Below are 21,029 nucleotides of genomic sequence, written 5' to 3'. Positions count from 1 at the left end.
CCCTAAGATGAGATTTCCCATGGCGTAAGCCAGTAAGACTCCTGAAAGAACATCAGGTTGATAGGTTAGGGGTGTAAGCATGGTAACATGTTTAGCTGACTAATACTAATAAGTCGAGGGCTTGACCTAATTGATAAATTCTCAAATTTAATAGTAGCGAGCAGAACAAGGAAGTGAAGGAGTGAGGAGCAGAGTTTACATAGGCGTAAATGAGCACTGCAGTGACTGAAACTGACGTAGTAATGTGTAGTTAATATTAAATTTGAATCACTGTGCAATTTTGAAAGAACAATATAATTGTTCTTAAATTTTAATAGAATCAAGCAGAACAAGGAAGTGAAGGAATGAGGAGCAGAGTTTACATAGACGTAAATGAGCACCACAGTGACTGAAACTGACGATGTAATGCGAAGATTATATGAAAATTTAATCTGGTGATGATGCTTCTGTTGGGTACACCCGTTCCCATACCGAACACGAAGGTTAAGCAACAGGAGGCCGATAGTACTGCAAGGGAGACTTTGTGGGAGGGTAGGAGGTCGCCAGGTATTAATACAAAAGATGAAAAACATCGAGCTTTGCTTGGTGTTTTATTTTTTATTAACAAAAAAATAAGAACAAATAGTAACTAACTACTTTGTTCTTATTTTTTTATAATAAAGCAAATCTAAAATTAACTGTAGCTTAGGTAAGGCTTTATACTAGGAAGATTTCGCCCTAGATTTTATAATAATTGCTAAAGCTTAACTAGACATTCATATAAAGAGGCTTAAAATTGTTTTATATGAATATGTTAATTTACAAACTTATAGACTTAACATAATAAATTGCAAACAACAATTACCATTAAAATCCCCTTGCATCTTTTAAACTAGCATCAATTTTATTAATTTGTTGTTGTTTTTCAATCCAGTAGTCTTGACTTTTTTGAGCATTTAATTCTTCAACAGTTTTGCCTTGTTGTTCAACCCAAGTATAGTACTTCAAATTATGCCATCTCTTTTTATTTAACATAGTTCCTTCTTCTATATAATCTAGTTTAACTCCTTTTAAAATAGAATTAAATCTTACAGCAGCTTCTGTAGTTGTTAAAGGTCCAAAGGTTTCAGTGATTTGGTCCATAACAGAATAATATCTATCAAAGTTATCAGTAGCCATAGTAAAGATATTATCTTTTTCAGTTAACTCATAGTACTTAGCGGTTTTTATGGCACCTAATACATTGCAGATGCCTGATATGCCAAAAATCCTTGAAAGTTTTTCAACAACATCAGAACTTAGCCCAATTTCCTCTAGTAAGTAATCTTTACCTACCTTATCAGTGAATACTTGAAGAGCCTTTTTACAATCCATATCATCAATACACATCATAGCATCCATATTCATAACATTGTGAATCCAAGTTACATGTTTGTCACCTATACCTTGAATATCATGATCACCATAACCATTATTATATAAGGTTGGACATTGAATTGGTTCAAGGCCAACTATTTTTACCTCAGGAAATAGCTGCTTCACTCTATCACCAGATGCAATTGTTCCCGAAGAACCCATGGATGAGACTACGGCTGCTGCTCTTCCATTTCCAACACCTTTATTCTTTAGTTCTTCAGATATTTTACTAATAGTATTTCCAGTTACATAATAATGGAAGAGATAATTTCCAAAACTTTCAAATTGATTTAATATATAATTAGTTTTACTAGCTCTTTTTAGTTCCCAGCACTTGTCATATATTTCTTTAACAGAACTTTCACATCCAGGAGTTTTAATATAACTTGCACCATAGTATTCAATTTTATCAAATCTTTCTTGACTCATTAACTCTGGTAAAATAACTTTAGTATCATATCCCATACGAGGACCTGTCCATGAACCACCTATACCATAGTTACCAGTAGAAGGATATACAATTGTATGCTCACCAGGAACTATTTCACCGCTTAATTGTTTTTCCATGGTAACAGAATAAGTAGCACCAACCTTATGGCTTCCAGTAGGAAAATTCATACCTAATAAACAAATTATATTCGCTTTTACACCGGTAACTTCTTTTGGTACAAGAAAATAACTTAAATTTCCTTTATGGTCTGTAAAGTTAATATTAAATAAATTAATTGGATCCAAAGGATCCTCGTCTAGTGCCTTAAGGGCTTTTTCTCTGATATCAGGTTTTATTGTTTCAGGATTTAACATCTCATTAAAAGTTGGTCCCCATATTAATTTTTGCATTAAAGTTACCTCCATTTATATACATAAAATTGTTTTGTTACTGTAAATTAATATGATGAATTTCTTATATTATGACATTTCTCTTGAAGGTCAATGAAATAATATTGGAAGTTTAATTACTTAACATAAGTAGTAGCAAATATATATATGTTTTAACTATAAATATATTAGTTTGAGATTTAAATTTAATGTAAGAAAATATAAGCTTGTTTTATGAATAAATTATTAAAGTCTGCATATGTATTTACTAATAATTCCCATAAAAAGATGGAGATGAGCAAATGTCAGAAGTTATAAATATGGTTCAATTTATTCAAAACAAAAGATACAAACCTAGAATAGATAAATGTCCAAAGTTTTTATCAGGAGAAGAACTAAAAAAGGTAAGAAATATACATGATTCGATTCCACAATGTAAAGCTACTCCTCTAGTACATCTTACAAATTTATCTGAATACCTAGGAGTAAAATCAATATTTATTAAGAATGAATCAAAAAGAGGAAGTATAAACTCCTTTAAGATTTTAGGTGCCACCTATGCAATTTCCAAATTAATTTGTGACTTACTAGGAATTGAAGTGGACAAGATAAACTTTGACTTTTTAAAAACTGAAGAAATAAGAGAGAAAATACAAGAAATAACCGTAGCCACTTGTTCAGATGGAAATCATGGTAGGGGTGTAGCTTGGACAGCTAAACAGCTAGGATTGAAAGCTATTATATACATGCCTAAGGGAACTGCTGAAAGTAGAGTTAAAAGTATAGAAGCCTTGGGAGCTCAGGTAATAGTAACTGATTTAAATTATGATGAGACTGTAAGATATGTAAATAAAATAGCAAATAAAAACAGTTGGTATATTGTTCAAGATACCTCATGGGAAGGATATGAGGAAGTTCCAAAATCAATAATTCAAGGATATTCAACCATGGGAATAGAAGCAATAGAGCAACTTCAAGATTTAGGTGTTCAAATACCAACTCATATTTTTGTTCAAGCTGGGGTTGGAGCCATGGCTGGTGGGGTTATTGGTGCCATAGCAAATTATTATAATGGTAAAATGCCAATCACAATTATTATGGAGCCTACTAATGCAGCTTGTTATTTTAAATCTGCTGAGATAAATGATGAGATACCACATAACGTTTCCGGAAATTTAGAAAGTATTATGGCTGGACTTGCTTGCGGTGAGCCCGTAAAAGCAGGATGGGAAATAATAAGGGATTTTGCCTATGGTTTCTTTAAATGTCCTGATTATATTACTGCAAATGGAATGCGGATACTAGGCAATCCCTTAAGAGAGGATGAAAGAATAATAGCTGGTGAGTCAGCGGGCATAGGAATAGGTCTTCTTTCAATGATTATGACAAATACTGATTATGTACATTTGAAGCAATCCTTAAACTTAAATAATGAATCTGTGATACTAATATTTAGTACAGAGGGAGATACAGACCCTATAAATTATAGAAGAATAGTATGGGATGGGGCATTTTCTTTTATTGAGGGCTAATTAATGTACTAAAAATAGAAATTATATATTAAGGCATTAGTTATTATATCTAATAGAAATAATAATAAGGAAATTTTAACGAAGTTTTTGAAGGATAATTCTCCTATTCTCATCAGGTGGGAGTGAAATCTTCTTCCAAAGCCGCTCTACAAAATAAACTTGATCATTGCTTAATAAAAAAGTGTTAAATTAAATTTTATAAAACTACTTAAATATAAATGTTTGTAAGGAGAGGTAGAAATGAAAGTTGATTTTCAAAAAGTTTTGGAAAGGGCAAATAATTATAAGGAGGACATGTCTAAGTTTTTAAGGGATATGATTAGGATTCCAAGTGAAAGTTGTAATGAAAAAACAGTAGTTCTGCGAATAAAAGAAGAGATGGAAAAGGTAGGATTTGACAGAGTAGAGATTGATGCAATGGGTAATGTGCTTGGATTTATAGGGCATGGTAAACATGTTATTGCTATGGATGCCCACATAGACACCGTAGGAATAGGTGATATAAATTTATGGAAATACAATCCTTATGAGGGCTATGAGGATGAAAATATAATTTTAGGAAGAGGTGGAAGTGATCAAGAGGGTGGTATGGCTTCCATGGTATATGCAGGAAAAATAATTAAGGAATTAAATCTTGAGAATGATTACACTTTAATTGTTACAGGCACAGTGCAGGAAGAAGATTGTGATGGGCTTTGTTGGCAATATATAATTAATGAAGATAAAATCAAACCTGAATTTGTCGTAATCACTGAACCAACTTCCTGCAACATTTATAGGGGACATAGAGGAAGAATGGAGATTAAGGTAACAACTAATGGATTAAGTTGTCATGGTTCAGCACCTGAAAGAGGAGATAATGCTATATTTAAAATGGCGCCAATACTTAATGAATTAAAGGCACTTCATGAGAATCTAATGGACAATAAGTTCTTAGGGAAAGGTTCATTAACTGTTTCAGAAATATTTTTTACTTCTCCTTCTAGATGTGCAGTAGCTGATAGTTGTACCATTTCTATAGACAGAAGACTTACTGATGGGGAAACCTTTGACTATGCATTAGAGCAAATAAGAAGACTGCCTGCAGTGAAGGCAGCTAAAGCTAAAGTTGAGATGTATACTTATGAAAGACCAGCTTATACAGGATTAGTTTATCCAACTGAAAGTTATTTCCCTACTTGGGTAATTCCAGAGGACCATGAAATCTGTAAAAATGCAGTTCAGTGTTATGAAGAATTATTTGATAAGAAACCATTAGTAGATAAATGGACATTTTCCACAAATGGAGTTTCTATAATGGGGCGTTATGGAATACCATGTATAGGCTTTGGACCAGGTCATGAGGATGAAGCTCATGCACCAAATGAGAAGACCTTTAAAGGAGAATTAGTACAATGTGCTGCTATGTATGCAGTAATTCCATTTATGTATGTTGAAAACTATAAAAAGTAATTGAGAAAATATTGATTTTAAAGCCTTTGACTATAATGAGTTAGATTATTTAATAATAGTCTAGGTAAGGTTTTAAAGGCTGCCTTTTGGAATTAGATAACAATAAATATATATAGATATTCTAGGTAACTAAATTTTGAATAAGAAGTTGGGGGAGTTATTAATGCAAAGCGTATTCAGAGGTAAACATTTAATTACACTACAAGAATGGACTAAAGAAGAGATTGATACAATACTTGATGTATCATTTGATTTAAAGAGAAAATTTGCTACCGGGGAGCAAACAAATTATTTGCAAGGTCAGTCAATGTTTTTAATGTTCTTTGAACAATCAACAAGAACTAGAAATTCCATGGAAGCTGGTTTTTCGCAATTAGGAGGACATGCTAACTATTTAGATACTAGTACAATGCAAATATCTCATGGAGAAAGTGCAAAAGATACTGCAGTAATTTTATCAAGAATGGGCCATGCAATAGCTTGTAGAAACTGTTTTTGGGGCGTGGGAAATAAGTATTTAAGAGAAATGGCTGCCAATTCATCAGTGCCAATTATGAATCTTCAATGCGATTTATATCACCCTATGCAAGGTCTAGCAGATTTAATGACAATGAAAGAAAAGTTGGGAGATGTAAGACGTAAAAAAGTTTCTATAATATGGGCTTATGCTACTAGCCATAAAAAACCAATTTCTGTTCCCTTAACTCAAGTATTATTATTCCCAAGGTATGGAATGGATGTTTGGCTTGCTTACCCAGAGGGCTATGATTTACCAGAATGGGCAATTGAACAAGCAAGGGAAAATGCTGAAAAACATGGCGGAACATTAACAATAACTCATAATATGGAAGAAGCTTACAAAGATGCAGATGTAGTAATTCCTAAAAACTGGGGAAGTTGGGTTACTAATCAAAGTACTGCAGTAGTTGACGATTTGTTAGAATCTTATAGGAGCTGGAAATGCACAGAGGAAATCATGGCATTGACAAAAGGAAATTCAATCTATATGCATGCATTACCAGCAGATAGAGGAAACGAGGTAGAGGATTCCGTTATAGATGGATCTCACTCAGTTGTTTATGATGAGGCTGAAAATAGATTGCATACAGCAAAGGCAGTAATGCTACTAACTATGGGCGGAAAGTAATATTTATATAAAAGCAAAGGTACTTCATCTAATAGTGAAGTACCTTTATTTATAACTATAAGATAGTTTATTTAATTCTAAATTGAGCAGTTAATTTGATCTTAGGGTAAATTTGAGCGTAGTGACTAAAAATTAATATATAAAGAAAAGCTGAACTTAAAGAATAACACTATTTAAAATAGTTCAAATAATCTATAATTAAGGTGAGGGATTAAAACTTGTATAATTCTATAAAAGTACTATGTAATTTTTAAAAGAGGAAATTAACTATTGGAATATAGGTGAGATATGAAAAAGTACATTAGATTTGAAATAATAACTGAAGATAAGATTGGAGTTACTCTTAAAGTTTTAGAAAAGATATATAAAGCTAATATTAGCTTAACTTCTGTTGAAGTTTTTCCAACAAAGGTATGCGTAAAAATTGAAGATATTCATAAGTGCAAAAAAGAAGAATTAATTAATGAGTTCTATACAATAGAGGAAGTACTTAAGGTTGAAGAAATAGAGCTTTTATACTATGAGCAAAATGAAAGAAAGTTGTTAGCAGTATTGGATTCAGTTGATGATGGCATAATTGTGGCTAATAAAAATGGAAAAGTTGAGATTTTTAATCGATATTGTGAGGAAATCTTTAGTTGTAAAAGGGAAGATATTATAGGTAATGATATTAAATCAATATTAAAAGATGAGGATATAATAAAACTAATTATAAACGGAAAGAGTTATAAAAACATTGAAATAAAGGTTAGTAATGCTCAAAAGAAAAAACATTACATGATAAATGGAGCAGCTATAAAAGACGATGAGGATAATACTCTAGGAGGAGTATGTTCACTTAGAGACGTAAATAAAGCAATAGAGATGGTTAAGGTAATTTCTTCTACGGAGCAAGGCGCGTTTAAAGATGTTGTAGGTAATAGTAAAGCAATAAAGAAAGTGAAAAATCTAGCAACAACTGTAGCTAAGATAAATTCCACTGTGCTAATCAGAGGAGAAAGTGGTACGGGAAAGGAATTGTTTGCAAAAGCTATACATAACTTAAGTAGCAGAAGGGATAATCCTTTTGTGGCAATAAATTGTGCAGCTCTTCCAGAGAATCTAATTGAAAGCGAGCTTTTTGGATATGAGAAGGGAAGTTTTACAGGCGCTTTGAGTAATGGAAAAGAGGGGTTATTCAAGCAAGCTCATGAAGGAAGTATTTTTCTAGACGAAATTGGGGAGTTATCTTTACCGCTTCAAGCAAAGCTTTTAAGAGTACTACAAGAAGGTATAATAAGAAAAGTTGGGTCAAATAAAGAGGAGAAAATAAATATAAGAGTTATTGCGGCAACTAATAGAAATTTAGAAGAAATGATAAAAATCAAAAGTTTTAGGGAGGACTTATATTATAGATTAAATGTTATTCCTCTATATATTCCCCCTTTAAGAGATAGAGTAGAAGACATACCAATACTTGTTATGCATTTTATTGAGAAACTAAACTTTATGCTGAGTAAAGATATTAAAGGTGCAGAGATGGAATTTATTAATAAACTTTTAGAATATCCTTGGCAAGGGAATATCAGGGAATTACAAAATGTTATGGAAAGAGCCATGATACTTTGTGAAGGGGACAGCTTAACTATAGAAAACCTTATATTTGACCTGGGTAGCAGTACAAGTGAAGAAATACAGGAAGTACATAAAAATGAACCTTTAAAAGTTACCATGGAAAGGGTAGAAGCTATAGAAATTAAGAAAGTGCTAAATAGTCATAAAAGTATTAGATCAGCAGCTAAAGCTCTTGGGATTTCTCACACTGCTTTAATTAATAAAATAAACAAGTACAAGCTGTGATATAAAATGGAAAGTTTTAGAACCAAGTGGCAACATAAATTACCGGAAACTGAAACAATATGGTAACTTATATTGCCATTTTTTCAAACCTTAATATCCTCCTCCATTTTAAATATATAGGCATTAAAGCTCAAAATTTTATTCTCAAACCACAGACTAAGAAAATAACTATATATGAGTGGGAATTATGTAGTGTATCTATGCCTTTACTATACATAAGAAAAGGTGAAATGATTTAAAAGGTGAAAGAATATAATATATTTAGTTCCTATTTTTAATGTTGGCATAGAATTTGCTACATAATATATTGAAACTATATGTATTAAACTTACGGGGGGAATTATTGTGGATAAAAATGTGTTAAAAAACATGGGATTTTCAACTAGAGCTGTTCATGGAGGTGCAGTAAAGGATCAATATGGTGCTTTAGCTACTCCAATACATCAAACAGCAACTTTTATATTTGATTCAGCAGAACAGGGTGGCAATAGATTCGCATTGAAGGAAGAGGGTTACATTTATTCAAGACTTGGTAATCCTACTAATACTGTTCTAGAAGAGAAACTTGCACTTCTAGAAGGTGCAGAAGCTGCTGTGTCTATGAGCTCAGGAATGGGAGCGGTTTCATCAGCGTTATGGTCTTCTTTAAGAGCTGGAGATCACGTGGTTGCAGCTAAAACTTTATATGGATGTACTTTTGCATATTTAAGCCATGGTTTAACTAGATATGGAGTAGAAGTAACTTTTGTAGATACAAGAGATCCTGAAAATGTTAGAAAGGCAATGAGACCTAATACAAAAGTTGTATATTTAGAGAGCCCAGCCAACCCAAATTTAGATATAGCTGATATTGAAGTAATAAGTAAAATAGCTCATGAAAATGAAGGTTGTTTAGTTATGGTAGATAATACTTTCTGCACACCATATATTACAAAGCCACTATCATTAGGTGCAGATGTGGTAATTCATTCAGGAACAAAATTTTTAAATGGTCATGGAGATGTAGTTTGTGGATTTGTAGCTGGATATAAAGAATTTTTAACTCAAGTTAGGTTATTTGGAGTTAAAGACATGACAGGTTCTGTAATGAGTCCTTTCGATGCATATCTAGTAATTAGGGGAATGAAAACCCTTGAAGTTAGAATGGAAAGACATTGTGCTAATGCTATGAAGGTAGCAGAGTTTTTAGAAAATCATCCAGCAGTAGAAAAAGTATACTATCCGGGATTAAAGAGCTTCCCACAATATGACTTAGCTAAAAAACAAATGGCTCTTCCAGGTGCAGTAATTGCCTTTGAAATAAAGGGTGGTGTTGAAGAAGGTAAAAAAATGATCAATAATACACATCTTTGTAGCTTAGCAGTAAGTTTAGGAGATTGTGAAACCTTAATACAACATCCAGCTTCAATGACTCATTCACCATACACTAGTGAGGAAAGATTAGAGGCAGGAATAAAGGATAATTTAGTTAGACTAGCTGTTGGTTTAGAAAATGTTGAAGATATAATTTCAGATTTAGACCAAGCACTTAATATAATTGTGTAAATATTATTAAAACAAATATGATCAACAATATATAATTAATTTAAAAGTAAGCTAAAGGCATCTATTTAAGCGTAATCTTAAGTAGGTGCCCTTTATTATGAATAATAAGAATAAAATAACCTACACTATACTTAGTTTAATTTATGATTAGTTAGTTATTTAATATTAATATATTTACTTATAATTGGAGGAAAATTTGTGCTATGAAATTAGATAAAACTTTTTATAGAAGAGACACATTACCAGTGGCAAAGGAATTATTAGGAAAAAAGTTAGTACATAAAATTAATGGTAGAATATTATCTGGGATTATAGTTGAAACAGAAGCTTATATGGGAATACAGGATAAAGCAGCACATTCCTATGGTGGAAGAAAAACAGAAAGAACTAAAGTTATGTTTGAAGCTGGTGGAGTAAGTTATATTTACTTTATATATGGGCTTTACTATTGTTTTAATGTTGTTACAGCGGAGGAAGGTATACCACAAGCTGTTCTTATTAGGGCGGTACAGCCGGTGGAAGGAATAGAAGATATGGCACTACTAAGAGCTAACAAAAATATAAAGGAACTTACTAAAAAGCAAATAATAAATATAGCAAATGGACCTGCTAAACTCTGTAGTGCTTTAAAACTTGATAAAACCTTAAATGCTGTTAGCTTAACCTCTGATATATTATATATAGAGGATGTAAATTATAATAATTTTGAAATAGTTGAGACTACAAGAATAGGAATAGATTATGCTGAAGAAGCAAAAGATTACCCTTGGAGATTTTATATTAAAGATAATCCGTACATATCTAAAAAGTAACTAACCAATTTTGAATATTCTGTAAAGAATAATATAACATTATGGTAAATAGTGTATAATGACCCTTCCTTTGGTATAAAATAAAAGTAGGTAATATGATTTACTACCTTAAAAATGAGGATTATATAAGAGGGGCGATGACATGGAGAATAGTTTATTTATACTAGAAGGAAGAATGAGTAGAAAAAAATATGGAACCTATATAATTGCTTTATTAGTGGGATTTATAATTATGAATTTTTTCTTTGACTTAATAATTAACTTAACTGCAACTTTTAATAATGATACATTAGGAATATTATTATTTGCTGGAAGATTTACTTTAAAGGTGCTACTAAACATCTTAATAATTCTTAGTAGTTATAAAAGGGTTCAAGATATAAGTATCTCTGGTATATTAGCAGTAGTATGTGGTATTCCCTATATACAAATACCTGCAATCTTAACATTACTTTTAATAAAAGGAACTGAAGGAGATAATAAATATGGAACTGTTCCTTTGAAAATTAAGAATAAAAATAGAAGTGAAGTTGCTATAGATGTATTTGAAAGATAATATGGAAAGTTGATGAAATATTAAATAGTGTAACTACAAAGGTTACACTATTTTTCTGTCTTAAGGATGTACAAACTGCACAATTTATAACTAGAGGCAGTGGAAGAATATGTTATATTGTGCTAGAATATATAATGATTATTAAAGTTTTATGTTTGCATTGAGGAGGGTGAATTTATGATTGAAGTAAATAATTTAAGTAAAAGCTTTAAAGATATTAAAGCTGTAGATAATATAAGTTTTTCAGTAAAATCTGGTGAAATTGTTGGTTTGCTAGGAGAAAATGGAGCTGGAAAAACTACTACTCTAAGAATGCTAGCTACAATGCTTAAACCAACAGGAGGAACTGCTAAGATAAATGGTTATGACATCTTAACAGAAGATTCTAAAGTTCGTTCCCAAATTGGTATATTGTTTGGTGGAGAGGTAGGACTTTACGATAGACTTACTGCTAGAGAGAATATAAAATATTTCGCTATGTTAAATGGATTATCCAAAGAGGAGGCTAATAAAAATATTGAAAGTTTAGCTAAAGCACTAGAAATGGAGGAGTATATCGATAGACGAGTTGGTAAGTTTTCAAGAGGAATGAAGCAAAAGGTTGCTATAGCTAGGTCCATTGTTCACAACCCTAAAGTCATGCTTTTTGATGAACCTACAATGGGATTAGATGTAACAGCAGCGAGAATTGTTCAAAATTTCATTTTTAAGTGTAAAGAAGAAAATAAATCCATTATATTTTCCAGTCATAGCATGATGGAAGTTGAAAAGCTATGTGATAGGGTAATAATTATAAATAAAGGAAAAATAGTGGAAAGTGGATCCATAACTGAATTAAAGGAAAAATATAAAAATAATAACCTAGAAGAAGTGTTTGTTGCTTTAATTGGGGGTGATACTGATGAATAATAATATAATAGGACTAGTGTTTAAGAAAGAAGTAATGGACATTTTTAGAGATAAGAAAACTATAATTGCCAGTATTCTAGTACCGCTTTTAATATTTCCTATTATGTTTTTTGTGCTTGGGAAAGGAATGGCAAAGACCACAGAAGATGCAACAAAAGATATGAAAATTGCTATTGTTGATTCAGGTAATAGCTCTTTAAGAGAGTTTATTAAGGGGCAAGAAAATGTAATAGTAGTAGATTCTACAGAGGTTCATAAAGACATAAAGGATGGAAATCTTTCAGTTGCAATAGAAATTCCAAAGGAGTTTGATGAAAAAATAAAAGGTGAAGAGCAAATATCAGTGACTCTTATAATGGATAATGCAAGTCAAACCTCTTCAATTGTTGCTGGGACAGTTGAAAGGTTTATACAAGCCTATGCTCAAGGCATAGTAACTAATAGATTATCCGAACGAAATATAGATACTAAAATACTAACACCAATAAACATAGAACAAAAAACTGTTAAGGAAGAGGAAAGTGGAGCTTCAACTATGATTTTGTCAATGATGCTTCCATTATTACTTATAATGTATTGTATTACAGGACCAATTCCTGCAGCAACAGATTTGGGAGCCGGTGAAAAGGAACGTGGAACATTAGAACCTTTACTTACTACACAAGCTGGCAGAATGTCATTATTATATGGAAAGTTTTTTGCAATTACCTTGCTTGGGATGATTACTGCATTAGCTTCCCTAGTAGGGCTTTATATATCCTTTGCTATAAATCCAGGAGTATTTACTGGTGAAATGGGTGCAAATAGTGCTGCATCTACTTTAAGTTTGGGTATAGATTACAAGGTCTTTATTTTTATATTTATTATAGCTGTGCTAACTACAATGGTATTTGGTGCTTTAGAACTAGCTATTAGTATTTATGCTAGATCTTTTAAAGAAGCGCAAACTTACATTACTCCACTAACTGTAATAGGTATAATACCAATTTATGCAACTTATATGTTAGATGCTAAAAATATTGAAACTTTCTATTTTCATATACCTTTAGCTAATGTAGCATGTCTTCTTAAGGAATTGATATTTGGTATTTACAATTATACTCATATTGGAATCACATTAGGATGGACAGTGGTTTATATATTTATTTCTTTACTAATTGCAAGAACTATGTTCAAAAAGGAACAGGTTATTTTCAGAACTTAATATTTACTATTATGAATTATATTTATGTATGTAAAAAAATCCCTCAATTTTGAGGGATTTTTTTTCTAGTATGCACATAAGTTAATAAGTATAAAATTTAAAAGGGTTTTTTATTACTGTGTTGAATATACATAATAGTATGAGAATAGAAAAGTAGAAAGGTGGATAGTGTTATGCTAGATTTAAAAAAAAGACTGAGTTTTACTAAAAATATAGATGACCCAATTACAAAAGATGTAGTAAATATAGCATGGCCAGTACTACTGGAGTCTTTGTTAGGTTCACTGTTTTCCATGGTAGATATGATAATGCTGGGGAGAATCAATGATAACTTTATTGCAGCAGCATCAGTAGCGGCGGTAGGAATTACTAATCAGCCTCTATTTATAGGTCTTGCAATAGTGCAGGCTTTAAACATTGGTGGAACAGCTATGGTAGCTAGATACATAGGAAGAAAAGAAGAAGGGAAAGTAGAAAATACTGTTAAACATATTGTGTTAATTAATTTAGCTTTTTTAGTTGTTCCACTATTTATTTTAGCTCAAATATTTGCTGTAGATATTATGCGGTTTATGGGAGCAGAAGCTGATACAATTAACATTGGAATATGGTATTTTAGAATAATTATGTTTGGGTTCTTATTCCAGGGAATAAACAATTCACTGTTTGCAGTATTAAGGGGCGTTGGGGATACTAAAACTCCAATGAAAATAAATATAAAAGTTAATGCTTTGAATGTAGTTGGAAATGCACTACTTATTTATGGAATATTTGGCTTACCAGCTCTAGGCGTTACTGGGGCTGCAATATCCACTTGTTTTTCTCAAATTGTGGCTACCTTCATGATTGTAAGACTATTTTTAAAAGGGAAAACTGGAATTAAAATTGATTTTAAGAAGAAATTTAAATATGATAAAGATATTGTAAGAAATTTTATAAGAATTGGGGTACCATCTTCTATAGAAATGATGATACTAAGAGTTGGTATTATGTTATTTACTAAAACCGTGGCCTCATTAGGTACTGTGATTTATGCTGCACATCAAATTTGCTTAAATATCTTAAGTCTTTCTTTTACTACGGGGCAATCCTTTTCAATAGCTGCTGCATCATTAACAGGAAGAACTTTAGGGGAAGGAGATCCTGCAAGAGCAGAAGCTTATGTTTCAAAGGCGCGCCAAATTGGATCTATACTAGCAACCTTAATTGGAGTTGTTTTCTTCTTATTCGCACCTGAAATACTAGGACTTTATACTAAAGATGAGGTAATAATTAAATCAGGGGCGGATGCCTTGAAAATTGTTGCTGTAATGCAACCATTTCAATCTTCAGCTTTTATAATTGTAGGTTCCTTAAGAGGTGCAGGAGATACAACTTTTCCAATGCTATCCACTGGAATTGGAATTTTAGGTATAAGAGTTGTATTAGCATATGTGTTTATTAATATATTTAATTTGGAACTTATGGGGGCTTGGATTGCAGTATTTTTGGATCAAGTATTTAGGTGGATGATGGTTTATGCAAGGTTTAAAACTGGTAAATGGAAGCATGTTAAAATTAGATAATCAATGATAAAAAGCACCTATATTAAGGTGCTTTTCACATAATAAATTAAGCTTTTTTTAAATATCACACAAAAAATAAATTTGTAAGAACAAAATCTTTATAGAATAAGCTGTTTTTAGAAGTTATTAGGGAATATTAGAAAAATTAGTAATCTGGACATAAGAGTCTATACCATCCTTGAGGGAAAAAGCAAAGTGGACAAAATTCTGGAGCTTCTTTTCCTTCATGGAGATAGCCACAGTTCATACATTGCCAAATTTGAACTGTCTCTCTATTATATAAAGTGCCATCTGCTAAACGAGTATATAAATCATTGAATTGTCTATAGTGTAGATTTGTTACTACTCTTGCCTCTCTATAAAAAGTAGCGACATCTTCTAAGCCTTCTTCTCTAGCAATTCTTTCATACTCTAAGTAAAGACTTAGTTCTGCATTTTCAGCTTTTGCAGTGGACTCCAGATTCTCTGGCAGCGATTTTATGTTTCCTAGAAAGCGTCCATATACTTGTCGTGCATGAGCTAAATTTTGCTCTGCCGCTTCTTCATATACCCTAGCAATAAATTCATAACCTTCTCTTCTAGCATTTTCAGCAAATAATTGATATTTTGTCACACTTCTAGATTCCGCAGCAAAGGTTTTCCTTAGATTAGTTTGAGTTTGAGAACCTTCTAGTGGCATTAGATAACCTCCATAAAATGATTCTACTATAATATACTTTAAAACCTAGGTTAAGGTGACAAAATTAGTATAAAATATTGACAATATCAAGACTTTAACATAATATACAAATAGTATGATGAATATAAAATCTATATATACAAATAATAATAAAGAGTTGGGAGGTATTAATATGGATATGAATTCTACTAAATATAATGAAGATGCAGAGATGCTTAAGGCTTTAGCACATCCTGTTAGATTATGTATAGTTAACGGATTGTTAGGAAAGGGAAATTGTAATGTTTCCTTTATGCAAAATTGTTTGGGAATGCCTCAATCTACAGTTTCTCAGCATTTGCAAAAGCTGAGGGTAGCTGGAATAGTTAAAGGTGAAAGAACGGGAACAGAAATTACTTATTCAGTATGTAATCCAAAAGTAGAAAAAATATTAGAAATATTAAACACATAAATTCAGATATATAAAATATCTGAGTCTATGTGTTTAATTTTAAAATGAATTAGTTTTACAATATTATTCTTTATAATATTGTGAACCTTAATGAAAACTAATCCTCATAATAGCTAAAGCAATACCAGAGACAGTCCTTACCATAAGGTAAGTCACTTTCTATAATTACATGACCATTGTCAGGCATTTTATTATAGAATTTTTTTGTTCCATCATCAAATCTACATTCTATAGTTCTAAGCTTTTTGAATAGTTCATTAGCTAATTCGTAGGGAATTGGTTTTACAATTCTCCACTTATCACTTAAGCTAACATGCTTATCCTTAGCCATTTTGATACGACGATGAATTATAAACTTTTCTTCTCCTCTTAGCTCCAAAGTATGACCTTCTGCATTAACAGCTCTATAGGTTGGATTCTCATCTAAGATTTGAAATGCTTCAATAGTTGATAGGTTATATTCTACCATCGAAACAACTCCTTTCTGATTTTAATAAATATTATAATTGGCAGTTTAAGCAATAACATAATCAATATATTATTAGCTAAAATATGACCAATTATGAAATGACTTGAATAGTATACATATATCATAACACAATAGTTGTTAAATTTGTATAAATATTTAGAAAATTTAAATAAATTATTGTGATTTTATAAATCCTCAATTTATATATATTATGAAGTATATATGACATTTATGACAAAATAATATTATATTAACTAAGGTTTAGAATATACTTGCTAATGAATATTACATAAATATATTATCAAGTATATTATTAAGTATATGAGTTTCCTGTTAAAAGTTGCATAATAGTGTATTAATTAAAAGAACTTACTAATGTAAAAGTTTCAGGAAAGCTAGAATTTTATAAGAATATGGGATAGAAAAATACATCACTAATACTTGGAAATAACCTATGAAACCCATTATAGTTAAAATATAGTAAATAGGAAATTTCTCCAATTATTCTAACATGGCATTTTAAAATAATATAGCTCCTTATTGTCATTAATGTGTTGAATTTTACATAGTATTTATTAAATTAAAGAAACGTAATAGGAGGAGATAATTTGTCTAGTATTTTATTTAAGAATATAGGTTATATAATTACCATGAATGATAATAATGACATTTTAGAAGGAGTAGATTTATTAATAAAGGATAATAAAATTATTGCTATGGGTAAAAACCTTTGTCCCTTTGAGGATAGTGAAATTATACCTTGCGACAACTTAGTAGTAATGCCTGGATTTGTAAACACACACCATCATCTATACCAAACTTTATTTAGAGGTATTCAAGAAGTACAAGATATGCCATTATTTCCATGGCTAATTGGACTTTATGAATTTTGGAAACACATAACACCAGAGGCAGTATATTATGGTGCCATGGTAGGATTTAGTGAATTGCTAAGAACAGGTTGTACAACCACTATGGATCACCATTATTTATTTCCAAAGTTTACATCAGGTGAACTTATAGATGATCAAATAAAAGCAGCTAGTGAAATTGGAATTAGATTTCATGCCACAAGGGGTTCAATGTCTTTAGGAAAAAGCGGTGGTGGATTACCACCAGACTGTGTAGTCCAAAAGGAAGAAGATATATTAGTGGATTCGGAAAGATTGATAAATAAGTACCACGATTCTAAAGATTTTGCAATGACTAGAATTGCATTAGCACCTTGCTCTCCTTTTTCAGTAAGCACAAGACTAATGACGGATACAAAGGACTTAGCACGTAAAAGAGGAGTGATGATGCATACACATTTATGTGAAACCATTGATGAGGAGAATTTTTGTATTGAAAGGTATGGAAGAAGACCTGTAGAATTAATGGAGGATTTAGAGTGGATTGGATCAGATGTATGGTTTGCCCATGGAATATATCTTAATGATAGAGAAATAAAGGCTATAAATGGTGCTGGCATCGCACATTGTCCAAGCTCTAACATGAAGTTAGGTAGCGGTATTTGTAGAACCTCTGAGCTTATAGAAGCAAAGGTTCCTCTAGGAATAGCAGTAGATGGTAGTGCATCCAACGATGGCTCTAATATGTGGGAAGAAGTAAGAAGAGCTTATTTATTAAATCACTTAAAATATGGAGATAAAGGGCTTACTGCCTACGAGACTTTGAGGATGGCAACTAGAGGAGGGGCAGAAGTTCTAGGAAGAACAGATACAGGTTACTTAGAAATTAATAAAGCAGCAGATATTATTGTATTAGACTTAAGTGATATTGCTTTTGCAGGGTGCCATGATCCTTTAGTTTCAATAGTTTGCTGTGGAAATACTAGTTTTGTTAAACACACCATAGTAAATGGTAAAATTTTGGTTAGAGATGGTGTGGTATGTACCATAGATATAGATAAAACAAAAGATATAGCACATGGTATTGCAAAAAATATAGTAGAAAAGGAACGAAACTTAAAGCTTAAGTAAAATTAAAAAAATGGATGTGTTTAATTTGAATAAAAGGACTTTAAGTGGATACTCTAAATTTAGAGAGGAGAGTGTTCATATGACAAAAATGAAAGATACTAAGGAAAATAGAAAGCATGATGGTAAGTTTAAGAAGAAGCATATAAATCATGACCCAGCTGCTGAAAGTGCAAGAGCTACCTTTGGGGAACCTAGAGTAAATGATGATAATCCTAGAGACTTCAAGATTTAAGTGGGTTTTTGCAGATTAAAATTCTTTAATAATTAAATATATGATAAAATCCTTAGCCAATTTAGGCTAGGGATTTTTTACTAATTATAGTAGTTTAAACTATAGAACAAATTAATTTTTTGGAGGAAATAAGGTTACATTAACTATAACAGCGATAACAATACCAAGTAAAGTTTGAAGCAATCTTTCAATACCGCTTTGGATGGGGGAGGTAACAGTAGGATCAACCATAATAGCTATTACTACAATACAAGCAATGTTTACCGCTCCCTTGCTATTTAATAAGGTGATGGTGTATATAGCACAAAGCAAAGCAAGTGCTGTAAAGAAGGAGCTATTTTGTCCAAAATAAGAAAAAATTACACCAAAAAAGGCACCAATAGCACTTCCAACCATTCTATCTCTTCCAACTACAAAGGAAGATTGAATAGAGGTTTGGAGGGTTGATACTGCAGCAATACATGAATAAAAGGGATCTATACCAAACATAGTACTTATAGTAATACAAAAATATACTGCTATTGAAGTTTTAATAGTTCTTAATCCTAATCTAGGCATATTCAACTCTCCTTTAGTTTAAATTAGGCTTAATGGATGTAGTATGGAGCTATATTTTCATGGGTACTTTAAAACATAGATATTTGTAGGTTTTTAGTTTAAGATTTTAAAAATATAAAGATGCAATAAAAGATAATTTTTTCAAAGTTTTGATTTAAATAATTTTATGTAGCTGATAATTATAAATTAGTATGGATGATAAAAGTGCAAATTATTAATAAATAAATATAATTATCAGGTGTAGTTGAGATTTTCATGGGTAAACTAATTGTAAAATGGAAAGGGTGGTACCATGAGGAAAATAAAGGTTTGGCTATTATTTATAATTTTTATGTGTAATTTATCTTATAATACCTACGCAATGGAAAGATCAATTTACTTAGGAGGAAATTTATTTCAAAAAACAAGTGAAGTCACAAATAATAGTGGAGTAACTTCAAAGTTAATTCAATATAGTAATGAATATATAGCGGTAAACTTGGATATCCCTGTAATCTCTGGTTTGAAAAATGGTGATACTGAAAAAGCTATTAATGACAAAATTCAAAGTACTATACTAACTATCAAAGATTCTGTAGAAAAAATGGCTAAAGAAGATAGTGAGTTAAACAAAAAAACTGGATATGATGTACGGCAATATAATGTTACTTCCGAATACAATATATCTTATAATAAAGACAATTTATTATCTGTGGTATTAACCTTATACCAATACACTGGTGGAGCTCATGGTAGTACAAGTAAAATAGCTTACAATTTTGATGTAAACACTGGAAAATATGGAGTGTTGCAGGACTTTTTGGGGAACAATCCAGATTATAGAGCTACGGTTTTGAAAGAAATAAAGACCCAAATGGAAAAAGATATACAAAAATATTTTCCTGATTCAATAAAGAATCTCAATGGTATACCTTACAACCAAAATTTTTATTTAACTGACGATGGAGTTGTTGTGTATTTTGGGGAATATGCAATAGCACCTTATGCTTCGGGAATTTCAGAATTTAAGATTCCATATAAAAAGTTCCCTAAGGGATTGAATAACAATGTGAAGATTTTAAAGAATCCTTTAGAAATTCAAACTGAAACATATATATCAAGTGAAGATGGTTTTCAACCTTATTTATCTTACCCTGTGATAAAAGATGATGATAATGCAATAATAAATAATATAAACAAGACTATAAAAGAACAAGTATTTAGCTTTAACAGTTTAATTAAAAGCAAGGCTAATGAAGATAAAATTAAAATCAATGAATCTGGTGAGGCAAAAGTATGGGGAGCTTCAACATATTTTAAAAGTTATTACGTAAACAAAGATTTATTAAGTATAGTTATAACTTACTCAGGAAATAATGGAACCACTGAAAATTATGTTTTATATAATAAAGGATATAATATTAACCTTAGAGATGGAAGAATATATAAGTTAAAGGACGTATTTAAAGGAGACTTTAATTTCATTTCAGCAATAAATAAGGAAATCAAAGATCAAATAAAGAACTTAGAAATGACTTTAGGTCATAGTAATATATATAACTTTAATAGTGTAAATGCAGATACAGAATTTTATATTGAAAATGGAAATTTAATAATTACTTTTCCGCAAGGTGAAATTGCACCGAAGGAATACTATAATCCAGAGTTTAAAATACCTTTAAGTAAATTTCAAGGTAATATTAATAAAGAATTCTTAGAAATATAATTTTGAAAATCCTTCAAAGTAAATATGTAAATATTTTTAGGGTTACAGAGCTAATTCAATGAAGATAAGCATATACTTAAATAAAAAAAACTGATGTAAAGTCAGTTTTTTTACTAACTAATATTTCCATAATTTTACTATTGTGTTATAATAATACTACATTGCGGTAAATAAAATA

At 31.0% G+C, this 21,029-nt stretch carries 18 protein-coding genes and 2 rRNA genes; 16 read left to right on the top strand and 4 right to left on the bottom strand.

Going from position 1 to position 21,029, the window contains the following annotated elements:
* Positions 1–129: ribosomal RNA gene (locus C661_RS0115600) — 23S ribosomal RNA — on the top strand; the annotation flags it as partial.
* 301 nt (positions 130–430) lie between these two features.
* Positions 431–548: ribosomal RNA gene (gene rrf / locus C661_RS0115595) — 5S ribosomal RNA — on the top strand.
* Between the two features lie 298 nt (positions 549–846).
* On the opposite strand, the gene C661_RS0115585 is transcribed toward rrf, so the two are convergent.
* Positions 847–2,235, bottom strand: a complete 1,389-nt coding sequence (locus C661_RS0115585) for a PLP-dependent cysteine synthase family protein (protein WP_017416280.1) — start codon at positions 2,233–2,235, stop codon at positions 847–849.
* 281 nt (positions 2,236–2,516) lie between these two features.
* On the opposite strand from C661_RS0115585, the gene dpaL reads away from it, so the two are divergent.
* The 10 genes from dpaL to C661_RS0115535 all read left to right on the top strand — a co-directional run bounded on the left by dpaL (position 2,517) and on the right by C661_RS0115535 (position 14,775).
* Positions 2,517–3,746, top strand: coding sequence for a diaminopropionate ammonia-lyase (gene dpaL / locus C661_RS0115580; RefSeq protein ID WP_017416279.1), 1,230 nt, complete (start codon positions 2,517–2,519; stop codon positions 3,744–3,746).
* Positions 3,747–3,986: 240 nt separating this feature from the next.
* On the top strand, positions 3,987–5,198 hold the full coding sequence (locus tag C661_RS0115575; protein ID WP_017416278.1) for a YgeY family selenium metabolism-linked hydrolase: 1,212 nt from the start codon (positions 3,987–3,989) through the stop codon (positions 5,196–5,198).
* A 163-nt stretch (positions 5,199–5,361) separates the two neighbouring features.
* Positions 5,362–6,345, top strand: a complete 984-nt coding sequence (locus C661_RS0115570) for an ornithine carbamoyltransferase (RefSeq protein WP_017416277.1) — start codon at positions 5,362–5,364, stop codon at positions 6,343–6,345.
* 288 nt (positions 6,346–6,633) lie between these two features.
* A complete protein-coding gene (locus C661_RS0115565) occupies positions 6,634–8,184 on the top strand; it encodes a sigma 54-interacting transcriptional regulator (RefSeq protein WP_017416276.1) in 1,551 nt (516 codons plus the stop codon).
* Between the two features lie 369 nt (positions 8,185–8,553).
* A complete protein-coding gene (megL, locus tag C661_RS0115560) occupies positions 8,554–9,729 on the top strand; it encodes a methionine gamma-lyase (RefSeq protein WP_041877568.1) in 1,176 nt (391 codons plus the stop codon).
* 203 nt (positions 9,730–9,932) lie between these two features.
* Complete coding sequence (locus C661_RS0115555; RefSeq protein WP_017416274.1) at positions 9,933–10,541, top strand: DNA-3-methyladenine glycosylase; 609 nt, start codon at positions 9,933–9,935, stop codon at positions 10,539–10,541.
* A 142-nt stretch (positions 10,542–10,683) separates the two neighbouring features.
* Entirely contained in the window at positions 10,684–11,097 is a 414-nt protein-coding gene (locus C661_RS22135; protein ID WP_017416273.1) for a DUF805 domain-containing protein, read from the top strand.
* 177 nt (positions 11,098–11,274) lie between these two features.
* Positions 11,275–12,006 (top strand): ABC transporter ATP-binding protein, encoded by a 732-nt coding sequence (locus C661_RS0115545; RefSeq protein ID WP_017416272.1) that lies wholly within the window; start codon positions 11,275–11,277, stop codon positions 12,004–12,006.
* Positions 11,999–13,210 carry an ABC transporter permease gene (locus C661_RS0115540; RefSeq protein WP_017416271.1) on the top strand — a complete coding sequence of 404 codons (1,212 nt, stop codon included), beginning with the start codon at positions 11,999–12,001 and terminating at the stop codon, positions 13,208–13,210. The genes C661_RS0115545 and C661_RS0115540 overlap by 8 nt, the downstream gene beginning before the upstream one ends.
* 173 nt (positions 13,211–13,383) lie before the next feature.
* Positions 13,384–14,775, top strand: a complete 1,392-nt coding sequence (locus C661_RS0115535; protein WP_017416270.1) for an MATE family efflux transporter — start codon at positions 13,384–13,386, stop codon at positions 14,773–14,775.
* 145 nt (positions 14,776–14,920) lie between these two features.
* Here the strand turns inward: C661_RS0115535 and C661_RS0115530 are convergent, their stop codons facing one another.
* Positions 14,921–15,454, bottom strand: coding sequence for a rubrerythrin family protein (locus C661_RS0115530; protein WP_017416269.1), 534 nt, complete (start codon positions 15,452–15,454; stop codon positions 14,921–14,923).
* Positions 15,455–15,626: 172 nt separating this feature from the next.
* Here C661_RS0115530 and C661_RS0115525 point away from each other — a divergent pair, with 172 nt between their 5' ends.
* The gene (locus tag C661_RS0115525; RefSeq protein ID WP_017416268.1) at positions 15,627–15,905 is read left to right on the top strand and encodes an ArsR/SmtB family transcription factor; all 279 of its coding nucleotides are present in this window, start codon (positions 15,627–15,629) and stop codon (positions 15,903–15,905) included.
* Between the two features lie 97 nt (positions 15,906–16,002).
* Here the strand turns inward: C661_RS0115525 and C661_RS0115520 are convergent, their stop codons facing one another.
* Positions 16,003–16,374, bottom strand: coding sequence for a hypothetical protein (locus tag C661_RS0115520; RefSeq protein WP_017416267.1), 372 nt, complete (start codon positions 16,372–16,374; stop codon positions 16,003–16,005).
* 608 nt (positions 16,375–16,982) lie between these two features.
* Between C661_RS0115520 and C661_RS0115515 the strand changes: the two genes are divergently transcribed.
* The gene (locus C661_RS0115515) at positions 16,983–18,356 is read left to right on the top strand and encodes an 8-oxoguanine deaminase (protein ID WP_017416266.1); all 1,374 of its coding nucleotides are present in this window, start codon (positions 16,983–16,985) and stop codon (positions 18,354–18,356) included.
* Between the two features lie 79 nt (positions 18,357–18,435).
* The gene (locus C661_RS24015) at positions 18,436–18,588 is read left to right on the top strand and encodes a CPC_1213 family protein (RefSeq protein WP_017416265.1); all 153 of its coding nucleotides are present in this window, start codon (positions 18,436–18,438) and stop codon (positions 18,586–18,588) included.
* A 111-nt stretch (positions 18,589–18,699) separates the two neighbouring features.
* Here C661_RS24015 and C661_RS22130 read toward each other — a convergent pair whose 3' ends face one another.
* A complete protein-coding gene (locus C661_RS22130) occupies positions 18,700–19,146 on the bottom strand; it encodes an FUSC family protein (RefSeq protein WP_017416264.1) in 447 nt (148 codons plus the stop codon).
* 292 nt (positions 19,147–19,438) lie between these two features.
* Between C661_RS22130 and C661_RS22860 the strand changes: the two genes are divergently transcribed.
* Positions 19,439–20,851: a DUF3298 and DUF4163 domain-containing protein gene (locus C661_RS22860; RefSeq protein WP_017416263.1), complete on the top strand. Its 1,413-nt coding sequence runs from the start codon at positions 19,439–19,441 to the stop codon at positions 20,849–20,851.
* Positions 20,852–21,029 lie beyond the last annotated feature (178 nt).

Origin of the sequence: Clostridium tunisiense TJ, from assembly GCF_000300195.1 — a bacterium.
Lineage (GTDB): Bacteria > Bacillota > Clostridia > Clostridiales > Clostridiaceae > Clostridium_J > Clostridium_J tunisiense.
The sequence above is the reverse complement of the archived record's forward strand: the minus strand, read 5'-3'. Positions and strand labels throughout refer to the sequence as shown.